The organism is Streptosporangium sp. NPDC023825 (assembly GCF_040639575.1).
Taxonomy (GTDB): Bacteria; Actinomycetota; Actinomycetes; order Streptosporangiales; family Streptosporangiaceae; genus Streptosporangium.
On record NZ_JBFAAE010000097.1, the window covers coordinates 1 to 21,069 of the forward strand.

A 21,069-nucleotide genomic window follows, 5' to 3' on the forward strand; every position below is an offset into this window, starting at 1 on the left:
CCCTCCCGGAGAACCGGGAGGGGCACGGGGGTCCTCGCGTTCCCGAGGGGTGAGCGGGCCGCACGGGGCCCCGCGCGCGGTCCTCGCGTGAAACGTTCACGTACGACGCCGGCCTGCGACGCTCGCGTACGACGTCGCGACACCGATGGGTCCGGAAGTGTCCGCGGGCCGACACGTTGCGTGGTGAGGTGGGTAGGGTTGAGCACTCGATCCCTGGCGCCCGAGAGAGCATCCCGGCGCCGTGACCCCGGAGCGCGCCCGATCGTACGGCGCCCCGGTGGCGCGTGGCCCGCGGAGGTCGGTGCCGCGGGCCACGCGGAGAGACCCCCGTGGCGAAGGGGCGAGGGGCGAGGGGTCAGGCGTTGGCCTCCAGGGCGGCGCGGACCGCCGACTCCAGGGCGCCCTCGATCCAGGAGTGCTTCAGCGAGGTGTGCTCGCCCGCGAAGTGCAGCCGCCCCACGGGGGCGGCGATGGCGGGGTGGATCTCGGTCATCTGGCCCGGCGTGAAGACGGCGGCCTCGCCGAAGGCGTAGCGGTTGCGCATCCAGCTCTGGGTCATGCCGCGGCCGGTGTAGAACTCGGAGATGCGCTCCCCGTGCACCTCCTGCAGCCCCCGCAGCGCGTAGCCGTAGCGCTCGTCGTCGTCCATGGAGTCCCAGCGGGTGGCGTCGTCGGCCCACGCGTAGCTGGCCAGCACGACGCCGCCCTCGCTGCCGCGCACCGGGTGGGAGGGGAAGTAGACGAACCGGTTGGCGTTGTCGGTGACCGATCCGCCGCCCGTCACGTGGGCGGCGGGCCCCGGGCGGTAGCGGGGGCCGAGCTCGCGCTTCCAGTCACGCTCGTCGAACTCCCACCAGCGCCTGCGGAACTCCAGGAGCACCTTGGTCGCGGAGTCGTAGTGCAGCTCGATCACCGCGCGCCGCTTCGGGTACGGCAGGGCCGGGGTGATCTCCACGTGGCGCAGCGCGGAGAACGGGATCGTGATGATCGCGAGGTCTCCCTCGAACGTCTCGCCCCTGCCCTGCGGCCTGGAGTCGGACTCGGTGCTGCCCGTCTCGGTGACCGTCTCGACGCGCACGCCCCGCGCGGTGTGCCGGATCCGCACGGCCCGCCGGTCCATCCGGATGTCGCCGCGCAGCCCCGGCGCCAGCCGGTACGGCAGCTCCCGGCTGCCTTTTTCCATCTCCCAGTAGGTCGCCGACGGATTGACCAGGCTCCGGGTCAGGAAGGTGTGCATGAACGACAGCGGCAGCCGGGAGGTCAGGTTCTCCAGGGTGCCGATGGCGTCGATCGCCGCGTCGCTCAGCCGGGCGTGCTCGCGCAGGAAGCGGTTCATGGAGTAGTCGTCGAAGTCGTACAGGACGCGGGCCCAGCCCTCGATCAGCTGCGGCAGCGGCTTGTCGACCCGCGCCGCGCCGCGGACGACGGAGAAGTAGTCCCTGACCGGGTCGAGCGCGTCGTCCAGGATCTTTCCCGCGGTCCTCGTGTCCCGCAGGCCGAACGAGGCGTTGATCTCGCGCGGGTTCGCGGCGTACTCGTCGCGGCGCTGGGTGATGCCGTTGACCCGGATCAGGGTGTGGTTGGCCCGCTGCGGCGCGGTGAACTCCCCCCGGGAGGGGCCGGAGCGCCAGGCCGGGCCGCGGCGCGGGGTGTAGACGACGGGCGGGACGGGGCCCCTCGCCGCGTCGCCCGGCCGCACGTCGACGTTGTAGAACAGGCGCCGGGAGATGCCGAGCTTGTCGATCAGGGCCAGCGTGAGCGGGTGGAAGTCGGGGATGCGCATCGCCCCCGCCTCGGCGTACTGCCGCCGGTCGGCGAAGCCGGTCTGGAAGGTCTTGATCCGGCCGCCGATCCGGTTGCCGTTGGCCTCGATGACGGTGACCCGGTGCCCGGCCCGCTTCAGCAGCGTCGCGGTCACCAGCCCGGCGATCCCGGCGCCGACGACGAGGATCCTCTTGGGGGAGCGGGTCCTGGGCAGGCCGTTGTCGATCAGCACCTTGAGGTATTCGAGCTTGAGGTCCGAGCCGTCCTCGCCGACGAGCAGCAGGTCCCGCGCCACCCGGGTGCAGGTGTCCCAGCGCCTGGCGTCGCGCGGCTCCCGCCCGGTGCGCGCGGGAGCCGGGTCCGTGAGCGAGACCGCCGGTCCGACGGCCGATCCCATCGCTCCCACGGCGCCCAGCCCGGCCAACCTGGCGAATCCCCGCCGGTTCATCCCTGGCACGACATCCTCCCTTTCGTAGTCACGGAAAGTAATTGAATGACTACTATCGGTTCAAGTTCAGGTATGCCAGGGTCTTTGTGGTTGTGACTCCAACCGGTCGCGCGGGATCCGTTTTTCGCGGCTTTTGTCGTACGGGGAGTGCGGCCCCGCCCGGGTGGGGCGGACGGTCCCGCCGATGGGCGGCCTCGGGGGCGTTCGCCGAATCGACTCGGACAAAGTCTCTCTTATACGGCAAAGCGCGACAACATACTTCTTTTACATAGTTCTTTCTTGTTTGTGGCGGGAATGGCTACATAGCCGACACCTCGTACACCCTGGAGAGAACAGTGGACGCTTGGACGTTCGAGGGCCAGCCGGGCGCGCTGGGGGACAGCACGGTCACGCTGGTCGAGGGCGGCTCCTTCTGCGTGTGCGCCCGCAACGGCGACATCCTCCCCGGCGGGGCGCAGGGTGTTTACCACGCCGACACCCGGATCCTGTCGCGCTGGGAGCTAAGGGTGGACGAGATGCCCGTGGAGGACCTCAGGGTGCTCCCGGCCGAGCCGTACCACGCGACGTTCCTCAGCAAGGCGGCCCCCCGCCCGGGGCGGGCCGAGAGCAGCCTGCTCGTGATCAGGGACCGCTACGTCGGGGGCGGCCTGCGCGAGGACCTGACCCTGCGCAACCTGGGCGGCGAGCCCGCCGGGTGCGTGGTCGACATCCACGTCGCCTCCGACGTGGCCGACCTGTTCGAGGTGAAGGCCGGCCGGATCCGGCACGTGACCGACGTGGAGATGACGGCCGACAGGACGGGACTGCTGATCGTCTCGGCCTGCCGCTCGCGCGGCACCAGGGTGGTGGCCGAGCCCGCGCCGTTCGCCGTGCCCGGCATGCTCATCTTCCGCGTCGTCGTGCCCGCTCGGGGTGAGTGGAGCGCCACCCTGCAGGTCAACCCGATCCTGGAGGGGGAGGAGTCGCCCGCGTGGTTCTCCGCCCACCACCCGCTGGAGCACGCGGAGCCCGCCAGGCGCCGCGCCGACTGGGAGCGCCTCAGCCCGATCATCGTCACCTCCGACCGCGTCCTGGCCCAGGTTCTGGAGCGCTCCAAGCAGGATCTCGGCGCGCTGCGGCTCTTCGAGGCCGGCAAGCCGGACGAGGCGCCGACGATCGCCGCGGGCGCGCCGTGGTTCATGACCCTGTTCGGCCGTGACTCGCTGCTGACCTCGTGGATGGCACTCCAGATGGACCAGTGCCTGGCACTGGGCACCCTGAGGCGTCTGGCCGGGTTGCAGGGCACCGTCGACGACCCGCTGACCGAGGAGGAGCCGGGCAAGATCCTGCACGAGCTCCGTTTCGGCACGCAGACCGGCGCCTCGCCGCACGCGGGCCGCGCCTACTACGGCTCGGTGGACTCGACCCCGCTGTTCGTGATGGTCATGGGCGAGCTGCGCCGGTGGGGCATGTACGGGGAGGCCGTCGAGGGGCTCATGCCGCACGTCGACGCCGCCCTCGACTGGATCCGCAGGTCCGCCGACCCGTTCCTGTCCTACCGGCGCAAGACCGACCACGGGTTGATCAACCAGGGCTGGAAGGACTCCTTCGACGGCGTCAACTTCGCCGACGGCACCATCGCCAGCCCGCCCATCGCCCTGGCCGAGGTCCAGGGCTATGTCTACGCCGCCTACATCGCCCGCGCCCACTTCGCCCACGAGGCGGGCGACAGCGTCCTGGAGGAGCAGTGGAAGGCCCGCGCGGAACGCATCAGGGACGCCTTCAACGAGCGCTTCTGGCTGCCGGACCGGGGCTACTACGCCATCGGCCTCGACGGCGCCGGGCGCGCCATCGACAGCCTCGCCTCCAACATGGGCCACTGCCTGTGGACCGGCATCGTCGACGAGGACCGGGCCTCGCGCGTCGCCGAGCGGCTGCTCTCGCCGGAGATGTTCACCGGTTACGGGGTGCGGACCCTCGCCAGCACCATGGGCGCCTACAACCCGATGAGCTATCACAACGGCTCGGTCTGGCCGCACGACAACGCCCTGATCGCGGCCGGGCTGACGCGCTACGGCTTCACGGACGAGGCCCAGCGGATCGCCTTCGGCCTGCTGGACGCGGCCGAGGTCTTCGGCTGGCGGCTGCCCGAGCTGTTCTGCGGGTTCGACCGGGCCGAGTTCAACTGGCCGGTGCCCTACCCCACCTCCTGCTCCCCGCAGGCGTGGGCCGCGGCGAGTCCCATCCAGCTGGTCAGGAGCCTGCTGCGCTTCGAGCCGTGGATCCCGTACGGGCGGGTGTGGCTGGATCCCGTCGGGCTGGAGGGCCTGCGGATCCAGGGGCTGCCGCTCGCCGGCTCCCGGGTCACGATCGAGGTCGGCCAGGACGGTGCCACCGTCACCGGGCTGCCCAAGGGGATCACCTTGATCAACGAGCCGCGCAGCCCGCTCACCGCGGCCCTGCGGCAGGTCAACTGATCGTTTCTCCCGCGTCCTTCCGGGGCCGCGCCTTTCGGGGTTCCGCGTTCTTCCAGGTTCCGGTCTTCTTCGGTTCCGTGTCTTTTCTGTGAGGTGGCCATGGTTTCTTCGAGAGATGTTCCGGAATGGTCGGAGGGCATGCGCATTCTGATGGTCGCGCCGCCCTGGTACGACGTGCCGCCCCTCGGCTACGGGGGCATCGAGTCGATGGTGGCCGGGCTCGTCGCCGGCCTGACCCGGCGCGGGCACGACATCACGCTGATCGGGGCCGGGCGGGCGGGGACCTCCGCGCGCTTCCTGAGCACCTACGGGCGGGCGCCCTCGGAGCGGATCGGCGAGCCGCTGCCCGAGGTCCTGCACGCCGCCAAGGCGTACGCGATGACCTCGAAGCTCGTGGTGGACGTGATCCACGACCACACCCTGGCCGGCCCGCTGACCGCGCCCGCGCAGACCGTCCCGACGGTGATCACCTGTCACGGGGAGGTGGGGGGCGAGTACGGCGAGTACTACCGGGTGCTCGGCACCGCCGTTTCGATGGTCGCCATCTCCGAGGCCCAGCGGCGCATCGCCCCCGACCTGAACTGGGCGGGGGTGGTCCACAACGCGGTCGACGTCACGGCCTTCCCCTTCAGGGAGCGCAAGGAGGACTGGGCGCTGTGGCTGGGCCGGTTCAACGAGGACAAGGGCGCCCACCTGGCCATCGACGCCGCCCGCGCCGCGGGACGGCGCATCCTGCTCGCCGGCAAGCTCACCGAGAAGATGGAGTACGACTATTTCGACGAGTACGTCAGGCCCCGGCTCGGCGCCGACGCCGAGTACGTCGGCGAGGCCGACACCACGCGCAAGCACGAGCTGCTGGCGGCGGCCAGGTGCCTGATCTTCCCGATCGTCTGGGAGGAGCCGTTCGGCATGGTCATGATCGAGGCCATGGCCTGCGGCACGCCCGTGGTCGCCCTCTGCAGGGGCGCCGTGCCGGAGGTGGTCGTGGACGGGGTCACCGGATTCATCCGGAGCGCCCCCTCCGAGCTCCCCGGCGCGATCGAGGCGGCCGGCACGCTCGACCCGCGCGCCTGCCGTTCCCGCGTGGAGCGCTTCTTCGGCGTGGACGTGATGGCCCGCGCGTACGAGGCGATCTACCGCAGGACGATCGCCGGGCTGCCGAGGCGGGCGGGGGAGGACTCGGACAGGAACGCCGGGGAGAGCAGGGACCTGGCCATGCCCGTCAACTGAGACGCGCCCTAAGGTGGTTCGCGGCGCCGTGATCGACGGGGATCGCGGCGCGGCGGACCCCGGCGCGGCCCGCGGGTCCCGGCGGAAGGCGGAAGGACGTCCATGGGTGAGTTCGTGCGGGTGGAGGCGGCCGACGGGGTCGCGACGATCAGGCTCGACCGGCCGAAGATGAACGCGCTCAACCGGCAGGTCCAGCTGGAGATCGCCGAGTGCGCCCGGCAGGTGGACGCCGACGACGACGTGTACGCCGTGGTCCTCTACGGGGGGAAGGTCTTCGCGGCCGGGGCCGACATCAAGGAGATGGCCGGCATGTCGTACGCCGACATGGCGGTCCACTCACAGGTCCTGCAGGACTGCTTCACCGCCGTCGCGAGGATCGGCAAGCCGGTCGTCGCGGCCGTGACCGGCTACGCGCTCGGCGGCGGCTGCGAGCTGGCGCTGTGCGCCGACGTCAGGATCGCCGGGGAGTCGGCCAAGCTGGGCCAGCCCGAGATCCTGCTGGGCATCATCCCCGGGGCGGGCGGCACCCAGAGGCTGCCCCGGCTGGTCGGCCCGGCCAGGGCCAAGGACCTCATCTTCACCGGGCGCCACGTGTCCGCCGCCGAGGCGCTGAGCATCGGCCTGGTGGACCGGGTCGTCCCCGACGACGACACCTACACCGAGGCCCTCGCGTACGCCGCCCGGTTCGCGGGAGGTCCCGCCCTGGCGCTGCGCGCCGCCAAGAAGGCCGTGGACCGCGGCCTGGAGACCGACCTCGACACCGGTCTGGAGATCGAGCGCCTGCAGTTCTCCGGGCTGTTCGCCACCGACGACGCGGGGATCGGCATGCGAGCCTTCTCCGAGAGGTCGAAGGCCGAGTTCACCGGCCGCTGACCGGCCCGCCGGGCCGGGTGGAGCTTGCAGGGATTGGTCCTGTCTGATCAGGAATTGCCGGTATCGTGCCGAGTTATGGTGCGGTTGGTGAAGCGTGCGCTGGTGCCCGCCCCGCTGCGGCGGGCGGTTCTCGGCTGGTTCGACTCCCGGTACATCTCCAGGGCCGACCACCGGCAGGACGTCAAGGACGCGCTCTGGGAGGTCCAGACGCTGGCCAGGGAGGTCACCTCGCTGCGCGCGGAGGTCGTCGAGCTGCGCGCGCAGGTGGCCGGGGTCAAGCTCGACCCGGCGCGGGCCGGGCGCTGGGACGACGCCCACCGGCTGGCCCGGGAGACCGCCGTCGCGCTGGACGGGGTGCTCCAGAACGAGGTGCTGCTCTGGCAGGCCGTGGACCGCGCCACCGGAGCAACGGCGGACATCGGCGGCACGGCGGGCACAGCGGGCAGGGGGAGCGGCGCGTGAGAGTGGCCTGGACGGCCGCCGGCGGCACCTGGCACCTGGTGTTCCGGCTGGACCCCGAGGACGGCGTCACCGGCCACTGCGCCGACGGCGCGCCGCTGAAGCTGGCCACGAACACCTTCAGGGTCGAGCTGCCGCGGGCGCCGCGTGACATCCACCCGGACCTGCTCGCCCTCGCCGCGTGGACCGTGGTCGCGCCGTGGACCCGGCGCCGCGTCACCTTCGACCGGCCGATCTCGCCGGAGTTCGCCGAGGCGATCGGCGACGGCTGGGGGGTCCAGGCCGGTCCTGCCGGAACACAGCCGCGCTCCGGCGGCAGGCTGGCGATCTCCTACAGCGGCGGGGCCGACTCGGTCGCGGTGGCCGCGATGCTGCCCGACGCGCCGTTCGTGCACTTCCAGCGGGTCTCCCACCCGCGCGTGCCCAACCGGTGGACCCACTACCGCTCGGACGTCCTGGCCTCGCTGGCGGAGAAGACCGGCCGCGAGCTGACCGTCGTCCGCTCCGACCTGGAGTTCACCCTCGCCGAGCCCCGTCCCGGCTACCCCGAGCACCACGCGGTCGCCGTGGGCGCGCTGCTGATGGCCGACGAGCTCGACCTGGGCGGCCTGGCCTTCGGCTACGAGCTGGGGTCGCGCTGGCTGGGGGGCGCCCGCTACGTACACCGCTACACGCCCGACAACCTGATGTGGGCCCCGCACGGCGCCTGGGGACGGGCGTTCGCCGCCGCCGGGCTGCACATCGTGCTCCCGGTGGGCGGGGTGAGCGAGGCCGTCACGATGCGGCTCGCCCTCGGCTCCGAGCTGCGCGGGCAGCTCCGCTGGTGCCTGCGCGGGGTGGGCGGCCCCTGCGGGACCTGCGGCAAGTGCCTGTACAAGGAGCTCATCCAGGCCGCCGTCGAGCGCCGCCCGCTCCGCACCACGATCACCGCGGGCCGCCCGGTCGCCCGCAAGTGGCAGCAGCCGCCCCCGTACGGGGGGCAGGAGATGATCGAGTACGGCTGCGCCCGCGTGCCCGGCATCGAGGACACGGTCTTCGCCGCGGCGGCCCGGCACCTCCGCGCGACCGAGGCCTCCACCGCCTGGCTGGACCGCTGCTACCCGCCCGCGGTCGCGGAGATTCCCGAACCGTGGCGCAAGCAGGTTCACGACTTCGTGGACGGGGAGATCGGTTTCATGAGCGATGAAGAGGCGCGTCGCGTCGAGACGTGGGGGATGACGTGAAGGTCTACCTCTCGGTCGACATGGAAGGTGTCACCGGGCTGACCGACCCCGAGGAGATGCACGCCGGGGGCCGGGGCTACGAGCGCGGCTGCGAGCTGATGACCGGCGACGCCAACGCGGTCGTCGAGGGGGTGTTCGACGCCGGGGCCACCGCGGTGCGCGTCAACGACGCCCACGGCTCGACCAAGAACCTCAGGATCGACCTGCTCGACGAGCGGGCGACCCTGCTGCGGGGCCCCGGCAAGCCGCTGCGGATGGGACAGGGGCTGGACGCGAGCTACCGGGCGGCCTGCTTCGTCGGCTACCACGCGCGGGCCGGTGTCCAGCACGGCGTGCTCAACCACACCTGGATGGGCAAGGAGATCCACAACATCTACCTCAACGGCGAGGTCTGCGGGGAGACCCGCCTCGTCGCCTCCTTCGCAGGGACGCTCGGCGTCCCCGTGGTCCTGGTGACCGGGGACGAGGCCGTCTGCGAGGAGGCCAAAGAACTGCTCGGCGACGTGGAGACCGTCGCGGTCAAGAAGGGCGTCGACAGGTTCGCCGCCGAGCTCCTGCCGCCCGCCGTCGCCCACGCCCGCATCCGCGAGGCCGCGGCCCGCGCGCTCGACCGGGTGGCCGACTTCCGCCTCTGCGCCCCCGAGCCGCCGTTCACCCTCGGGGTCGAGTGGAACTCCACCGCCATCGCCGCAGGATGCGCGATCATCCCCGGGGTGACGGCGGCGGGCCCGCGGCACACGGAGTTCACCACCGACGACTTCTCGCAGATCATGGCCCTGCTGGGGATCTTCGCCATGATCGGCGGCCACGTCGCCTGCGGCAGCGGCGCGTACGGCTGACCCTTCCGACGCCCCCGATGTCCTTTCCGCCCTCCCTTCGCCCGAGGCTTCCCTCGATCCGGACAGCCTGCGACGCGCGATCCTCCTCGACCCGGCGACCCCTCCCGACCTCCCAGATCCCGCCATTCCCCTCGACCCGACGGTGCCCGATGTCCCCTGACGACCCCCATGAGTGACGAGACGGGCCCCGCGCGGCCCGACGCCGCCTCCGCCGCGGCGCCCCCCACCGCCAAGCTCCCCGCCGAGACCACCGCCGGGCCCGCGTCCGCCACGGGAGCGGGCCTGACGCGCAGGGCGCTGCTGGTCGGCGTGGGCGCGGCCGGGGGAGCCGGGGCCATGTTCGCGGCGATGGGCGCGCTCGGGCTCGCCCCGGAGTCCCAGGACAGGGACTTCACCCCCCCGCAGCGCTCCGACTTCTCCCTCACCGGCAGGGGAGCGGCCAAGGTGGTCGTCCTCGGCGCGGGCATCGCCGGGCTGACCTGCGCCTACGAGCTGGGCAAGGCCGGGTACGACTGCACGGTCCTGGAGGCGGCCGGCCGGGTGGGCGGCAGGAACCTCACGCTGCGCGCGGGCGACCGGCTGGACGAGCTGGGCGGCGAGACGCAGGTCGCGGCGTTCGAGGAGGGCGTCTACTTCAACGCGGGGGCCGCGCGGATCGCGGCCTGGATGGTCACCATGGACTACTGCCGCGAGCTGGGCGTCCCCGTCGAGATCTTCGTCAACAACAACGCCTCGGCGTACGTCTACACGCGCGGCATGACCGCCCCGGCCCGGGCGCGCGCGGCCCGGGCGGACCTGTACGGCTACGTCGGGGAGCTGCTGGCCAAGGCGAGCAACGCGGGCGCGCTGGATCGCCGTCTCACCGCGGACGACAGGGAGCGGCTGGAGGAGTTCCTGCGGCGTTTCGGCGACCTCGGCCCCGACCTCGCCTACCGGCGGGACTCCCGGCGGCGGGGGTTCGAGACCTACCCCGGGGTGGGCGAGGGCGTCTCCGTGGGCACGGCCTCCTCGCTGCGCGACGTGCTCGCCGCGGGCACCGGCAGGTACGTCACCATGGACTTCGGCTACGACCAGGTCATGCCCATGTTCCAGCCGGTGGGCGGCATGGACACGATCACCGGCGCGCTCGCCGACGCGGTCGGCCGCGACCGGATCAGGACGGGCACGCCGGTCACCGGGGTCAGGAGCCTGCCCGACGGTGTGGAGGTCACGCACCGGGACGGCGTCGTCCGCGCCGACTACTGCGTCGCGACCCTGCCGCCCCATCTGTTCGCGCGCCTGCCGCACAACCTCGGCACCCCGGTCACCGCCGCGCTCCGCACGCCCGTACCCGTCTCCGCCGGCAAGATCGGGCTGGAGTACGGGAGGCGCTGGTGGGAGATCGACGACCGCATCTACGGCGGTGCCAGCGAGACGGACCTGGACATCACCCACATCTGGTACCCCTCCTACGGCTTCCACTCCCGCGGCGGCCTGGTGGTCGGTTACTACAACGTCGAGGAGAACGCCGACGTGTACACCGGCCTGTCCCACCGCGAGCGACGCAACCGCGCACTCACCCAGGGCAAGAAGATCCACGGCGAGAAGTACCGTGCCGAGCTGCGCTCCAGCATCTCGATCGCCTGGAAGCGCCAGCCGTACATCGAGGGAGGTTGGGCGAGCTGGCCCTCCTTCGGGAGCGACTTCGCCCTGCTGCAGCGCCCGGCGGGCCGGGTCTACTTCGCCGGCGACTGGCTCTCGCACCTGACCGCCTGGCAGGCCGGTGCCATGGAGTCCGCGAGGAGGGCGGTCACCGATCTGCACCGCCGGGTGCTCCAGACGCCCTCCTGAGTGTCACCCCGCCGCCGTAAAGTCTCCGGTGCGAGAGAATCTCCAAAGGAATTCCTAGGGAGGCGAGACGGCGATGGCGATCGGGACGCTGGACTGGACGAGCGCCGCGGAGCGGCCGGACCTGCTGGCCGAGCCGGTGGCGCGGGCGATCGGCGGGCTCGGCGGGGGCGGTGAGCTCGGCGGGGTCGGCGGAGTCACCGTCGCCGAGATCGACCCGGAGCTGGCCGACACGGCGGCCTTCTGCGAGCGCTACGGCGTGGGCATGGGCGAGTCGGCCAACTGCGTGATCGTGGCGGCCCGGCGCGCGGGGGAGACCCGCTACGCGGCGTGCATGGTGCTCGCCACCACGAGGGCCGACGTCAACGGGGTGATCCGGCGCCACCTGGACGCGAGGAAGATCTCGTTCGCGCCGATGGACGACGCGGTCGCGCTGACCGGCATGGAGTACGGCGGGATCACCCCGCTCGGGCTGCCCGAGGACTGGCCGGTGCTCGTCGACGAGGCGGTGGCCGCCCACCCGGAGGTCGTGATCGGCAGCGGCGTCCGCCGTTCCAAGCTGGCCGTGTCCGGCTCCCTGCTGGCCGGATTGAAGACGGCGCAGGTTCTCCACCTGGCGAACTGAAGCGGAAATGAGATTAAGTGAGAGCGGGAATCGGGAAACCGTCGGGGTTCTGTGAACGTTATTCAGTCGGAAAATGTGGCCCGATGGTTCATCTCGTGGGCGAGGTCTAAGCCGATATGGTGCTTCATGCCATGAATCAGGACGACCGATTGGGCCCTTACCGGCTGCTGCGGCGGCTCGGCGAGGGCGGTATGGGCGTGGTCCATCTAGCCGTCGACCCGCAGGGCCGGCAGGTGGCGGTGAAGGTCCTCCGCGCCGAGGTGGCGGGCGACGACGTCGCGCGTCGCCGTCTTTCGCGCGAGGTCGAGACGATGCGCCGCGTGCGCAGCGAGTACATCGCGGAGGTCCTCGACGCCGACGTGACCGGCCACCGCCCCTACATCGTGACGCGCTACATCGCGGGCAGGCCGCTGGACGAGGTCGTCAAGCAGGACGGCCCGATGGAGCTGCCCGCGCTGCTGCGGGTCGCGTACGGGGTGGCGTCGGCGCTGGCCGCCGTCCACTCGGTCGGGGTGATCCACCGCGACCTGAAGCCCGGCAACGTCCTCATCCTGGACGGCGAGCCGGTCCTCATCGACTTCGGCATCGCGCAGGCCGTCGACGCCACCCGGCTCACCCAGACCGGCATGTTCATCGGCACCCCCGGCTACCTCGCCCCCGAGATCATCGAGGGGCACGAGGCCGGGCCCGAGGTCGACGTGCACGCCTGGGCGGGCACCCTGGTCTTCGCCGCCACCGGCCTGCCGCCCTTCGGCAAGGGCACGCTGGAGATGATCTTCTACAACATCACCGCGGGCAAGGCGAACGTCGACGCCGTCCCCCAGGCGCTCCAGCCGATCCTGCGGGCCGCGCTCCAGCGCGACCCGGCCAGGCGGCCCGCCGCCGCCGAGCTGGCGGCGCAGGTGGGACGCCTGCTTCCCGGCCCCGGCCCCGTCACCGGCAGGCCCCGGGTGCCCGACGAGATCGCCACGGTCGCGGAGTTCGACGACCCCGCCCCCGGCTCCCGCGGTCCCGGGGTCCCGGGTGCCTTCGGTGGCCCCGGTGGCCCGAATCCACGCCTCCCCGGACGCCAGGGCGCCGCGGTCGACGGGCCGGGCGACGTGCCGACCCCGGTGGCGTCACGCCCCGCGGTCCAGCAGCCCACCTCCTGGCCCCCCGCCCCCGTGGCCCAGCCCCAGGAATACGTCTCGCTGCTCGGCGAGGAGCAGCCCGACCCGTGGCCCACCCGCCGGGTGACGCCCGAGGAGCTGCGCCAGGCCGCGGCGGCCCAGCAGGCCGCGCACGACCTGCCCACCGGCATGCTCGCCCCCGAGGACGTCCCCACCCGGGCCCCGGGTCCCGTTCCCGGCCCGGTGCCGGGACCGTCCACCCCCGTCGGAGACCGGCAGGGGGCGCGGGCCGGCGACGACGGCGCCACGGCGCCGGTCTCCGACGGGGACATCCCCACCCAGCGGGTCCGCCCTCAGGACCTGCAGGAATACATCCGCCAGTACACCGACCAGCCGGGCCGGCCCGGTCAGCAGGCCCCGCTGGGTCAGCAGGGCCGGTCGCCGCAACCCGGCGGCCAGCCCCCGCCGCCGCCCTACCCGCAGCGGCAGGCCCCGTTCGACCAGCAGCGGACCCCGCACGTCCGCACCCCCGCACCGCCCCCCTACCCCTACCCGCACCCCCAGCCGCAGCAGCACGCCCAGCAGCCCCAGCAGCCCGTGCCCGCGGCGCTCCACCCCGGCCAGCGTCCGGGAAACGCGTTGCAGCGTTCCAAGGCGTACGGGGTGGCGAGCGTGCTGATGCTGGTCGTCATGACGGTCGCGGCGGTCGTCGCCCCGGTGATCGTCGCCGCGCTGGTGATCCCGGTGGCGATCCTGCTGCGCGCCGCCGACATCGCCCAGCCGGCGTTCAGCGCCAGAAGGGGCGCGGGCGAGGCGGCGGCCGACGTCTTCCGGGTGCTCGGCCGGCCGGCCGCGCTGCTGAAGTCGATCGGCATCACCGTCGCCCTCGTGCCGTACGCGCTGATCCTCGGCCTGCCGGTGACGCTCCTGCTCGCGGTGCTGGTCAGGAGCATGCCGGAGACCAACGCGCTGAGCTGGGGCGTGGCCGTCGCGCTCTGGACCGTCTGCGCCGGACCCGGCGTGGAGGGCCCCAGCCGCCAGATGCGACGTACGCTGGCATCACTGCTGCCGTCGCGCGGCGCGGCCATGATCGTCGCCGCGGGACTGGCGGTGGCGGCGGCGCTGATGGTCCTCCTGGCGATCGGCACCGTGGGAGACACAGCACGACGGGCGGTGTGGACGCCGGTCGACGTCGGAACGGTGGTGCACGAACTGAAGGACCTACGAAAGAAGGCGGCGTGATGACCGGGGACACGCGGGCGCCCGAGAGGCTGGGGCCGTACCGCCTGCTCAGGAAGATCGGCGAGGGCGGCATGGGAGTCGTCCACCTCGGGCTCGACGAGGACGGGCGCGAGGTGGCCGTCAAGGTCCTGCACCCGCACGTGGCCGCCGACCTCAAGGCACGCGACCGGCTCACCCGCGAGGTCGAGACCATGCGGCGGGTGCGCAGCCAGCACGTCGCCGAGGTGCTCGACGCCGAGCTGACGGCCAAGCAGCCCTACATCGTGACCCGGTTCGCCCCGGGGCGCACGCTGGAGGAGACCGTCCTGGAGGACGGCCCCCTCTCCGCCGACCAGATCATCCGGCTGGCGCAGGGCATGTGCGCGGCGCTGGTGGCCATCCACGCCGCCGACGTCATCCACCGCGACTTCAAGCCGTCCAACGTGATGATCGTCAACGGTGACCCGCTGGTCATCGACTTCGGCATCGCCCACCTGGTCAACGCGACCCGGCTCACCCAGACCGGCATGTTCGTCGGCACCCCCGGCTACCTCGCCCCGGAGATCATCCGCGACTCCGAGATCACCCAGGCGGCCGACGTGCACGCGCTGGCCTCGACGGTCTTCTTCGGCGCGACCGGCAAGCCGCCGTTCGGCACGGGCAGCTTCGAGGTCGTCTGCTTCAACATCATGGAGGGCCGGGCCAACATCGACCTGGCCCCCGCGTGGCTGCGGGGCTGGCTGCGCCGGGCCCTGGCCGTCGACCCCGCCGCCCGGCCGTCCGCGACAGAGCTGCACCGGATGGCCCGCGCCCTCGACCCGAGGGTGACGGCCTTCCAGGAGACGCCGCCCACCTCCGTCCTGGAGAGCGGCACGAAGGTCCTCGGCACCGACGGCACCAGGGTCCTGGACGGTCAGCCCACCTCCCCGTCGCAGTCCCGGTCCTCGCCGTCCGCCTCGCCCCCGCAGGCCCCGCCGCCCGCGCCGCCGCGGAACGGCACCCGCGCGCTGCCGCAGGACGGCACCTACTCCGACCTGCTCCCGCCGGTCGAGTACGCCAAGCCGGAGCGGCGCGAGCGCAGGCCCAGGCAGGAGCAGGGCCAGGGGTCCGCCGCGACGGCCCCGCCCCCGTACGTCCCGGCCTCCAAGCCGCCGCCCTACGTCCCCGCGCCGCCCTCGGCGCAGGCCAGGGCCGCGGCCCCGCCGCCCTTCGCCGACCAGCGGGTGGCCGGATATCCGGCGCCGCCGCCCACCGGCCAGGCGCGGCCCTACCCGCCGCCGGTCCAGGCGCGCCGTGAGGCCCCCACCCAGGACCGGCCCGCGCTCGCGCCCCGCACCCCTCCGCAGGAGCGCTACCGGGCCGCCCACCCGCTGGCCTCGGTGCTGTTGCTGACCATCCTGGTGGCGCTGGCCTGCATGCTGCCCGTGGTGGTGAGCGTGTTCGCGCTGGCCGCCGCGCTCTGCCTGCGGGTGGGCGAACACCTCTTCGGGGACCTGGCCCAGCGGCGCTCCATCCGGGGCAGCAGTGCCAGTGACCCCCTGCTCGCGGTGCTCGGCACCCCGTGGGCGCTGATCAGGTCCGCGTTCGGGACGCTGGTCACCGGGCTGCTGTCTGCCATGTTCGGCATGTGCGTGTGGGGATTCCTCGTCTACGCCGGAGACATGAACAAGAACCTCGCGGCCGCCTACGCCGCGGGTGCCTTCGTGGCCGGGCTGTTCGTGCTGCCCGGCGGCGGCAAGCCCCGCAAGGCCGTCGCCCGCGCGCTGAGCGGGGTCATCCGCAGCCCCGGCGCGGGCATGGTGACCACGATCGTGCTGGGCACGCTGGCGTTCTTCGCGGTGATGGCGGCGTTCAGCGTGGTCCCGTCCTTCTCCCCGTGGCGCGACCCGACCGACGTCGTCGACAGTCTCACGGCGCAGTGGCGCCAGTCGGCGAACGAGGGCGCGATGGGCGCGTTCGACCTCGTCGGCGGGCTCCTGGACAGCCTGATGAAGAGCCTCGGCCTCGGATTCCTGACGTTCTGGAAGTAACGGACCCGCCGGCGGGTCTTCACCGGTCGCCGACCGGTGCGCGATCGCCTTCTCTGCGGCACGATGGAGGGGACCCGCCGGAAGGAGTCGCATGGTTGCGCCGGACGGTGAACGTCTTGGCCCCTACCGCCTGCTGTCGAGACTGGGCGCCGGAGGTTTCGGCGAGGTCCACCTGGCGCTGGACCCCGAGGGGCGCACGGTGGCGGTCAAGATCCTGCATCCCCACGTCGCGGCCGACGAGACGGCCCTGACCAGGCTGGCCCGCGAGGTCGAGACCATGCGGCTGGTCCAGGGCCCGCGGGTCGCCGAGATCCTGGACGCCTCCCTGGAGGGGGCCCGCCCCTATCTGGTCACCCGTTACGTGCAGGGCCGCCCGCTCGGCGCGGTGGTCGCGGCCGACGGGCCGGTCGCCGGCGACGCTCTCGTACGGCTGGCGCACGGCCTGGCCGAGGCGGTGGCCACCGTGCACGCCGCCGGGGTGGTGCACCGCGACCTCAAGCCCGCCAACGTGATCCTGACCGACGGGGAGCCGGTCGTCATCGACTTCGGCATCGCCTCCGCGCTCGACTCGCCCTCGGTCACCGCCTCGGGGGCCGTGCTCGGCACGCCCGGCTACCTGGCGCCCGAGGTGCTGGAAGGCACCGAGGCCGGTGCCGAGGCCGACGTCTTCGCCTTCGGGGCGACGCTGGCGTACGCGTCCACCGGGCGGCACCCCTACGGCACCGGTCCGGCGTCGGCGATCGGCTACCGCGTCGTCCATCACCCTCCCGACCTCGACGGCGTTCCCGGATGGCTGGAGCCGACGCTCGGCAGGTGCCTGCTGCGCGACCCCGCCGCCCGGCCACGCGCCGACGCGCTGCCGGCATGGCTGGGCAGCGCCCCCGCCGCCCCCGCCGCCCCCGCCGACCCCGCCGGCCCCATCGCCCCCGCCGCCGGGCCGGCCGGGTACCGCCGCGACACCGCCGACGCCCGTAAGGCCGCCCGGGCCGAGGGCGCACGGCACCGGGCGGCCGCGTTCCGCGACCTCCCGCCGTTCCCGAGAGCGGACTCCCCGGATTCCGCGGCGTTCCCGGATCCCGCGGTGTCTCCCGATCCCGCGTTGTTCCCGGAACCCCGGCCTCCGGGCATCCGGGTGCCGAAGGCCAGGCCGTCCCGGGACACCGGGAACGACACCGGGAACACGGCGGGCACGGCGGACACCGGGATGCAGGATCTCGGCACCCGGGAGTGGCGGCCGGGGCAGCCGCGCCCGGCGACGGGCAGGCCCTCGCCGGAGGAGGCCCGCGCGCGCCGCAGGGTCGTCCTGCACCGCCGCTGGGTCGTCGGCACCGGCCTGCTCGTCTCCCTGATGGCCGCGACCGCGAGGGAGCCGCTGCCCGAGGTGGCGCTGCTGCTCCTGACCGGGTACGGCTCGGTGATGCTCGTCGACGCGGGCATCGCCCTGTTCGCCCGCCGGGACCGCGGGCGGATGGTCCTCGACCTGGCGGCCGGGGCCGGGGCCGTCGCGCTGGGGGCGGTCCTCAGCACGTTCTTCAGCACGCTCACCCTGGCGCTGGTGCTGGGCACCGTCGTCTTCGTCCTGGTCGCGATCCTGGTGGCCGGCTGAGCGGGCCTGGGGCGCGGGCGTGGCGCGGAACCCGCGCGCGAATACCGGAACATAGTTCGGTATGGTAGGGGTGGCGGCCCTCGGGGAAGGTTACGGCCGCTCGGCGTGGGCCGCGCAACCTGGCGGTTTGCACCTAAGCTACTGATGGGTAACATAATGACGGGGGGCCGGGACGGGCATGCACCGACCGGGCCACCCGCTGCCACACCGCCGGAGGGCACCTGGCAGTCTTGGCAGCGCGTGCACGTACCCCGCGTGCACGTACCGCATCCGGCGTCAACCGCAGCGACGCGGTGGCGCAGGCGAACACGGGAGGTCGGCCACCGGCCATGAACATCGTCGTCTGCGTGAAGCAGGTCCCCGACACGGCGACCGAGCGCAAGCTGAAGTCCGATGACAATACGCTCGACCGCGATGCCGCCGACGGCGTCATCAACGAGCTGTGCGAATACGCGGTCGAGGAGGCGCTGCGCCTGAAGGAGGCGCACGGCGGTGAGGTGACCGTCCTCACCATGGGCCCCGCCAAGGCGAGCGACACCATTCGCAAGGCCCTGGCCATGGGTGCCGACAAGGCCGTCCACCTGGTGGACGACGCACTGCACGGCTCGGACGCCCTGGGCACCTCCCACGCCCTGGCACAGACCCTCAAGAAGATCGGTTTCGATCTGGTCGTGCTCGGCTCGGAGTCGACGGACGCCCGCACCGGGGTCCTGGCCGCGATGCTGGCCGAGCGCCTCGGCGTACCGCAGCTCACCTTCGCCAGGAAGGTGCAGGTCAGCGATGGTGCCATCTCCATCGAGCGCGTCACCGACTACGGCTACGACAGGGTCGAGGCCTCGCTGCCCGCCGTCGTCTCCGTCGTGGAGAAGATCAACGACCCGCGCTACCCGTCCTTCAAGGGCATCATGGCCGCGAAGAAGAAGCCGGTCGAGAAGCTCGGCGTGGCCGACGCGGGGATCGACGCCTCCCAGGTGGGCCTGGCCAACTCCTGGAGCGAGGTCGCCGACTTCGCGATCGCCCCGCCGCGCGCGGCGGGCACGGTCGTCAAGGACGAGGGTGACGGTGGCGTCAAGGCCGCCGACTTCCTCGCGTCGAAGAAGTTCGTCTGAGAGCGGGGGTTAGCTGGAATGTCCGAGATTCTCGTTCTGGTCGAGCACGTCGAGGGCCAGGTCAAGAAGGTCACCCTTGAGCTGCTCACGCTCGCCAGGAAGCTGGGCGCCCCGTCGGCGGTCTGGACGGGCGCGGGCTACTCTCCCGAGGCCCAGGCCAGGCTGGCCGAGTACGGCGCGGAGAAGATCTACCTGGCCGACTCCGGCGAGGTCAGCGACTACGTCGTGGCGCCCAAGGCGGAGCTGCTCGCCCACCTCGTGACCGAGAGGTCGCCGATCGCGGTGCTCGTCGCCGCGACGGCCGAGGCCAAGGAGATCGCCGGCCGTCTCGCCATCAAGCTCGACGCCGGTGTGCTCACCGACGTCGTGGGCATCGAGGACGGCCTGGTCGCCGACCAGTCCATCTTCGGCGGCGGCATCAACGTCCGGTCGCGCGTGACCAAGGGCATCCCGATCGTCGCGGTGCGCCCCAACGCCACTCCGGTCGAGGCCGCCGCGGGCGCGGGCACCGAGGAGCACGTCACCTTCACCGTCTCCGACGCCGCCAAGGGCGCCAGGATCGTGGAGCGGGTCAAGGAGGAGAAGGGCGCGCGCCCGGAGCTCACCGAGGCCGCGATCGTGGTCTCCGGTGGCCGGGGCGTCGGCTCGGCCGAGAAGTTCTCGATCATCGAGGACCTGGCCGACTCGCTCGGCGCGGCCGTCGGCGCCTCCCGCGCCGCCACCGACGCCGGCTGGTACCCCCACCAGTTCCAGGTCGGCCAGACCGGCAAGACCGTCTCGCCGCAGCTGTACATCGCGGCGGGCATCTCCGGGGCCATCCAGCACCGGGCCGGCATGCAGACCGCCAAGACGATCGTCGCGATCAACAAGGACCCCGAGGCGCCGATCTTCGAGCTCGCCGACTACGGCGTCGTGGGCGACCTGCACCAGATCGTCCCGCAGCTGACCCAGGAGATCACCAAGCGCAAGTGACCGGCAGGTCACAGCGCATCACGGCGTATCGGGGGGTACGGGCACGGTGTGCCCGTACCCCCCTTGCCGGTTCGTGGGCCCGAGAGGGTTCAGGCCGCCATGGAGAGCTCGCGCCTGGCGGTGTCCAGCGGGACGGCGACCGTGCGGGAGCGGGGCAGGAACCACGCGACCACGGCGATCAGGACACCGAGCACCACCGCGATGCCGAGTCCCACCCTGAGCGTGACCAGATCGGAGAGGAAACCGATGATCACGGGGCCGAGCAGCAGTCCCGCGTAGCCCATCGCGCCGGTCTGGGCGATGGCCGGTCCGGGATCGCCGGTCGCGCCGCCCGCCAGGGACATGGCCATCGGCGAGACCGTCGCCACGGCCACCCCCACGAACAGCATGGCCGAGACGGCGATCGGCGCCGTGGGAGCCGTGAGGACCACGGTGAAGGTCGCGGCGGTGGCCAGGCCCGAGGCGACCATCATGCCGCGGGCGCCGAAGCGGGCCCGGACGCGGTCACCGGTGAGGCGCCCGGCCAGCATGCCCGCCTCGAAGATCGGGTAGCCCAGGGCGGCGAGCGCCTCCGGCGCGCCCAGCACGTTCCGCAGGTACAGGCCGTTCCAGTCGGCGATCGTACCCTCCACCATGAACGCGCAGAAGGCGATCACGCCGAGAAGGTAGACCACCGGGGGCATCCGGCGCCGTGCCGTGCTCCGGCCCTCGGCCGAGCGGCGGGAGACCCTCACCGGGTCGGGCAGGTAGGAGCGGCTGACGAGCACCGACACGGGGAGCGCGAGCAGGGCGACCAGGGTCAGGTGGACCGTGATCGAGAGTCCCGCCGCGATCGCCGCGGTGCCCAGCAGGCCCGCGGAGATCGCTCCCACGCACCAGCCGGCGTGCATGCCGTTCATCAGCGGGCGTCCGTAGGCGCGCTCGACCACCGATCCCTGCGCGTTCATCGCGACGTCCACCGCGCCGAACGTCAGGCCGAACAGGCCGCTCGCGGCCAGGGCCAGGGGGAACGACGGCGCCACCGCGAGCAGCGCCAGGGTGGTCGCGGTCAGGGGAGCCGCGACCCGCAGGATGCTCCGGCTGCCGAGGCGTGTCATCACCCCGCGCATCGACTGCATGGTGATGAGCGCTCCCAGCCCCCAGACGAGGAGGATGCCGCCCACCGATGCCTCGGACAGCCCGACCAGCACCGCGATGTGCGAGATCGTCTCGCTCCTGGCCATCACGATGGAGGCCTGGTCTCTCGTGACGAGGGACGAGATCAAGGCGGTCTCCGCC

15 protein-coding genes are annotated in these 21,069 nt (G+C 72.7%); 13 read left to right on the forward strand and 2 right to left on the reverse strand.

What is annotated here, in order from left to right:
- Positions 1-355 precede the first annotated feature (355 nt).
- On the reverse strand, positions 356-2,212 hold the full coding sequence (locus AB0G15_RS41210) for an NAD(P)/FAD-dependent oxidoreductase (protein WP_362850994.1): 1,857 nt from the start codon (positions 2,210-2,212) through the stop codon (positions 356-358).
- Positions 2,213-2,547: 335 nt separating this feature from the next.
- Between AB0G15_RS41210 and AB0G15_RS41215 the strand changes: the two genes are divergently transcribed.
- The 13 genes from AB0G15_RS41215 to AB0G15_RS41275 all read left to right on the forward strand — a co-directional run bounded on the left by AB0G15_RS41215 (position 2,548) and on the right by AB0G15_RS41275 (position 19,791).
- The gene (locus tag AB0G15_RS41215; RefSeq protein ID WP_362850972.1) at positions 2,548-4,668 is read left to right on the forward strand and encodes a glycogen debranching N-terminal domain-containing protein; all 2,121 of its coding nucleotides are present in this window, start codon (positions 2,548-2,550) and stop codon (positions 4,666-4,668) included.
- A 138-nt stretch (positions 4,669-4,806) separates the two neighbouring features.
- Entirely contained in the window at positions 4,807-5,898 is a 1,092-nt protein-coding gene (locus AB0G15_RS41220; RefSeq protein WP_362850974.1) for a glycosyltransferase family 4 protein, read from the forward strand.
- 102 nt (positions 5,899-6,000) lie between these two features.
- Positions 6,001-6,771 carry an enoyl-CoA hydratase-related protein gene (locus AB0G15_RS41225; protein WP_362696769.1) on the forward strand — a complete coding sequence of 257 codons (771 nt, stop codon included), beginning with the start codon at positions 6,001-6,003 and terminating at the stop codon, positions 6,769-6,771.
- Positions 6,772-6,858: 87 nt separating this feature from the next.
- Entirely contained in the window at positions 6,859-7,233 is a 375-nt protein-coding gene (locus tag AB0G15_RS41230) for a hypothetical protein (protein WP_362850976.1), read from the forward strand.
- Complete coding sequence (locus tag AB0G15_RS41235; RefSeq protein WP_362850978.1) at positions 7,230-8,453, forward strand: DUF6395 domain-containing protein; 1,224 nt, start codon at positions 7,230-7,232, stop codon at positions 8,451-8,453. The genes AB0G15_RS41230 and AB0G15_RS41235 overlap by 4 nt, the downstream gene beginning before the upstream one ends.
- Complete coding sequence (locus tag AB0G15_RS41240; protein WP_362850980.1) at positions 8,438-9,292, forward strand: M55 family metallopeptidase; 855 nt, start codon at positions 8,438-8,440, stop codon at positions 9,290-9,292. The genes AB0G15_RS41235 and AB0G15_RS41240 overlap by 16 nt, the downstream gene beginning before the upstream one ends.
- A gap of 168 nt (positions 9,293-9,460) precedes the next feature.
- Positions 9,461-11,122 carry an FAD-dependent oxidoreductase gene (locus AB0G15_RS41245; protein ID WP_362850981.1) on the forward strand — a complete coding sequence of 554 codons (1,662 nt, stop codon included), beginning with the start codon at positions 9,461-9,463 and terminating at the stop codon, positions 11,120-11,122.
- Between the two features lie 73 nt (positions 11,123-11,195).
- A complete protein-coding gene (locus AB0G15_RS41250; RefSeq protein ID WP_362850983.1) occupies positions 11,196-11,744 on the forward strand; it encodes a YbaK/EbsC family protein in 549 nt (182 codons plus the stop codon).
- 131 nt (positions 11,745-11,875) lie between these two features.
- Positions 11,876-14,095: a protein kinase gene (locus AB0G15_RS41255; protein ID WP_362850984.1), complete on the forward strand. Its 2,220-nt coding sequence runs from the start codon at positions 11,876-11,878 to the stop codon at positions 14,093-14,095.
- On the forward strand, positions 14,095-16,104 hold the full coding sequence (locus AB0G15_RS41260; protein WP_362850986.1) for a serine/threonine-protein kinase: 2,010 nt from the start codon (positions 14,095-14,097) through the stop codon (positions 16,102-16,104). The genes AB0G15_RS41255 and AB0G15_RS41260 overlap by 1 nt, the downstream gene beginning before the upstream one ends.
- Positions 16,105-16,195: 91 nt before the next feature.
- Positions 16,196-17,710, forward strand: a complete 1,515-nt coding sequence (locus AB0G15_RS41265; RefSeq protein WP_362850988.1) for a serine/threonine-protein kinase — start codon at positions 16,196-16,198, stop codon at positions 17,708-17,710.
- 329 nt (positions 17,711-18,039) lie between these two features.
- The gene (locus AB0G15_RS41270; protein WP_362850990.1) at positions 18,040-18,819 is read left to right on the forward strand and encodes an electron transfer flavoprotein subunit beta/FixA family protein; all 780 of its coding nucleotides are present in this window, start codon (positions 18,040-18,042) and stop codon (positions 18,817-18,819) included.
- 18 nt (positions 18,820-18,837) lie between these two features.
- Positions 18,838-19,791 carry an electron transfer flavoprotein subunit alpha/FixB family protein gene (locus AB0G15_RS41275; RefSeq protein WP_362850992.1) on the forward strand — a complete coding sequence of 318 codons (954 nt, stop codon included), beginning with the start codon at positions 18,838-18,840 and terminating at the stop codon, positions 19,789-19,791.
- An 89-nt stretch (positions 19,792-19,880) separates the two neighbouring features.
- Here AB0G15_RS41275 and AB0G15_RS41280 read toward each other — a convergent pair whose 3' ends face one another.
- The gene (locus AB0G15_RS41280; protein WP_362850995.1) at positions 19,881-21,056 is read right to left on the reverse strand and encodes an MFS transporter; all 1,176 of its coding nucleotides are present in this window, start codon (positions 21,054-21,056) and stop codon (positions 19,881-19,883) included.
- Positions 21,057-21,069: the final 13 nt, after the last annotated feature.

Bases quoted from the DNA above. Each gene is read 5' to 3' on its own strand.
- AB0G15_RS41210 (WP_362850994.1), bottom strand. From the start codon at position 2,212: ATGAACCGGCGGGGATTCGCCAGGTTGGCCGGGCTGGGCGCCGTGGGA.
- AB0G15_RS41225 (WP_362696769.1), top strand. From the start codon at position 6,001: ATGGGTGAGTTCGTGCGGGTGGAGGCGGCCGACGGGGTCGCGACGATC.
- AB0G15_RS41270 (WP_362850990.1), top strand. From the start codon at position 18,040: ATGAACATCGTCGTCTGCGTGAAGCAGGTCCCCGACACGGCGACCGAG.
- AB0G15_RS41265 (WP_362850988.1), top strand. From the start codon at position 16,196: ATGGTTGCGCCGGACGGTGAACGTCTTGGCCCCTACCGCCTGCTGTCG.
- AB0G15_RS41260 (WP_362850986.1), top strand. From the start codon at position 14,095: ATGACCGGGGACACGCGGGCGCCCGAGAGGCTGGGGCCGTACCGCCTG.
- AB0G15_RS41245 (WP_362850981.1), top strand. From the start codon at position 9,461: ATGAGTGACGAGACGGGCCCCGCGCGGCCCGACGCCGCCTCCGCCGCG.
- AB0G15_RS41250 (WP_362850983.1), top strand. From the start codon at position 11,196: ATGGCGATCGGGACGCTGGACTGGACGAGCGCCGCGGAGCGGCCGGAC.
- AB0G15_RS41220 (WP_362850974.1), top strand. From the start codon at position 4,807: ATGCGCATTCTGATGGTCGCGCCGCCCTGGTACGACGTGCCGCCCCTC.
- AB0G15_RS41275 (WP_362850992.1), top strand. From the start codon at position 18,838: ATGTCCGAGATTCTCGTTCTGGTCGAGCACGTCGAGGGCCAGGTCAAG.
- AB0G15_RS41255 (WP_362850984.1), top strand. From the start codon at position 11,876: ATGAATCAGGACGACCGATTGGGCCCTTACCGGCTGCTGCGGCGGCTC.